This window comes from Butyricimonas hominis, assembly GCF_014287455.1.
GTDB classification, from domain to species: Bacteria; Bacteroidota; Bacteroidia; order Bacteroidales; family Marinifilaceae; genus Butyricimonas; species Butyricimonas muris.
Genome location: NZ_JACOOH010000025.1, coordinates 1 through 2816 on the forward strand (window position 1 = coordinate 1; position 2816 = coordinate 2816).

Below are 2816 nucleotides of genomic sequence, written 5' to 3' on the forward strand. Positions count from 1 at the left end.
AGGTCAGCGAGATACGCCGGATGCTGGAAGAACGCCTGATAAGGAGCAACAAGGAGAACATCGACAACCTGATAACCAACCACCAGTTGTATGCTAAGGAAAGAGGAAATCTTAGAAAGGACAAGTAACGGGCTGGCGGTGTTCAAACACTACCTGCCCGGAAACTGGCGCATAGGTCGCAACTTCCTTAACCCGCTGTACGAGGACAGCAAGGCTTCCTGCAACATCTACTTCGACCGCCGGGGCGGTATCTACAAGATGAAAGACTTCGGCAACGACAGTTATAGCGGCGACTGTTTCTTCCTCGTGGGGCAGTTAAAGGGGCTGGACTGCAACCGGGCGGCTGACTTCGTGGAGATACTGGAAATCATCGACCGGGACTTGGGTTTGGGGCTGGCTTCCGGCACTCCGGTTTCCGTTCCCCCGGCAACCGTCCGCCGGGCAGTGCCGGACAAACCCGAAGAAACGTCCGAAAAGCCCGTCAAGCCCTACCAGTTCCGGGAACAGAAGTTCCCGCTTGCCGAACTGGTGTACTGGCAACAGTACGGCATCACGCCCGAACTGCTGGAACGTTACAAGGTCTGCTCGCTCCGGGAGTATCACAGCGAAACGGCAGAGGGCAAACCGTACACCTACACTTCATCGGTGGCAGAACCCATGTACGGCTACAAGGGCAAACAGCACATCAAGCTGTACCGCCCGTTCTCCACGCCCCGCTTCCTCTACGGCGGCAGCTTCGGCGAGAACTACAGTTTCGGGCTGGAACAACTGCCAGCCAAAGGCGACACGCTATTCATCACGGGCGGCGAGAAAGACGTGCTTTCGCTGGCGGCGCACGGTTTTCACGCTATCTGCTTCAACAGCGAAACGGTGACTATCCCTCCCACGCTGGTCTATCGGCTGACGTTCCGCTTCAAGCACATCGTCCTGCTCTTTGACATGGACAAGACGGGCAGGGAAAGTTCATGCAAGCAGGAAAAACTATTGGAAGAATTTGGCGTGAAACGCCTGCTGCTCCCGCTTCCGGGAACGAAAGAGGAAAAGGACATATCCGACTACTTCAAAGCCGGGAACACCCGTGAAGATTTCCTGAAGCTGTTTATCGAATTTTTAGACAACCTGTATAGCGACACATTGATTATGCTAAAATCATGCGAGATAGATTTCAACAACCCGCCCGCCAAAGCACAAGAGATTATTTCGGCGGGTGACGTTCCGCTGGGGACACAAGGCAACCTGTTCGGCATCACCGGGGGCGAGGGAACGGGAAAGAGCAATTATGTAGCCGCAATCGTGGCGGGCTGCATCTGCCCGGCTGGTGCGGAAGTAGATACGCTGGGCATACAGATAACCGCCAACGGCAGGCACAAGGCGGTCTTGCTTTACGATACCGAGCAATCGGAAGTGCAACTGTTCAAGAATGTAAGCAACCTGCTGGCACGTGCCAAACAGCCGGACAAACCCGATGAACTCAAAGCGTTCTGCCTGACGGGTATGTCACGCAAAGAACGCTTGAACGCCATTGTGCAGAGCATGGATAAGTTCTACTACCAGTACGGCGGCATCCAGTTGGTCGTCATTGACGGCATCGCCGACCTTGTTAAGAGTGCCAACGATGAAGCGGAAAGCGTGGCGGTGATAGATGAACTTTATCGGCTGGCTGGCATCTACAACACGTGTATTCTGTGCGTGCTGCATTTCGTCCCCAACGGTTTGAAGCTGCGGGGACATTTGGGCAGCGAGTTGCAGCGCAAGGCGGCTACAATCCTTTCGATAGAGAAAGACGATGAACCCGCCCAGTCGGTGGTGAAAGCCCTGAAAGTAAGGGACGGAAGCCCGCTGGACGTGCCGCTGATGCTCTTTGCATGGGACAAGGAAGCCGGGATGCACGTGTACAAGGGCGAGAAGCCCCGTGAGGAAAAGGAGAAACGCAAGGAAAGGGAACTGGTGAATGTCGCACATGACATCTTCGGGCGGCAGACACGCATCACCTACATAGACCTTTGCGAGCAGTTGCAGCAGGTATTGGACATCAAGGAGCGCACCGCAAAGAGCTATATCCGCTTCATGCGGGAAAGGGACATCATCACCAAAGACACGGCGAACCAAAGCTGTTTTGTCATCGGTTCATATCATCTTCAAAGGAACGCAAGCTGCCCGTAGGCGTATGGGCTGAACTTGTGTATTTTTAGGTGCTTGTGTCCTGCCCTGTTGTGATAACACGGCAGGATTTTTTCTGTTTGCACGTGATTTTTCAGGGTATTTGCTTAACTTTGCAGAAGTTACACGGAAAAGTAACGGCAGTTGGACGGCGGTTGCCGGAATATTGCCTTTATATATAACATATACGTTCGCCGAACGTCCCAAAGTAGAAAACTGGCACTTTTCAAAATGTGGGGATATTCAGCGCAGGATATGCTATGCGTTTGTCATAGCGTGGCTGCACTGTTTCCACATTTGGGTATGCCAGTACCTCTACTTTGAAACAGCGTCATGCCACGCTTTCTTTTTTGGGGTTGCGGCTAACGTGCCAAGACAGTAGGGATTTATATCACTTTAATACCTGACAATATGGAACAAATCAAAGCGCACATCGCCGTATCGCTGGACGGGCATACCGCCACGCCGGACTATGAACTGGACTGGATGCCCCGTGAGGTCAAGGAACTGGCGGCAAGGGAACACGCCGCCGCAAGCTGCCTGCTTATGGGGGCGAACACCTACAACTACATCTTTGAACACTGGGGCGGGTGGCCGCACAAAAGCAAACGGTCTTTTGTGGTGTCACACTACGACACCAACGTTACACCGGACTG

2 protein-coding genes and 1 pseudogene are annotated in these 2816 nt (G+C 53.4%); all 3 read left to right on the forward strand.

Annotated elements, in window-relative coordinates:
- Positions 1–128, forward strand: a pseudogene (locus H8S64_RS21905) (DNA-binding protein); the annotation flags it as partial.
- Positions 91–2163, forward strand: coding sequence for a bifunctional DNA primase/helicase (locus H8S64_RS21910; protein ID WP_007565634.1), 2073 nt, complete (start codon positions 91–93; stop codon positions 2161–2163). The pseudogene H8S64_RS21905 and the gene H8S64_RS21910, both read left to right, overlap by 38 nt.
- Positions 2164–2571: 408 nt before the next feature.
- A partial coding sequence (locus H8S64_RS21915; protein WP_494545991.1) for a dihydrofolate reductase family protein occupies positions 2572–2816 on the forward strand: 245 nt, incomplete at its 3' end.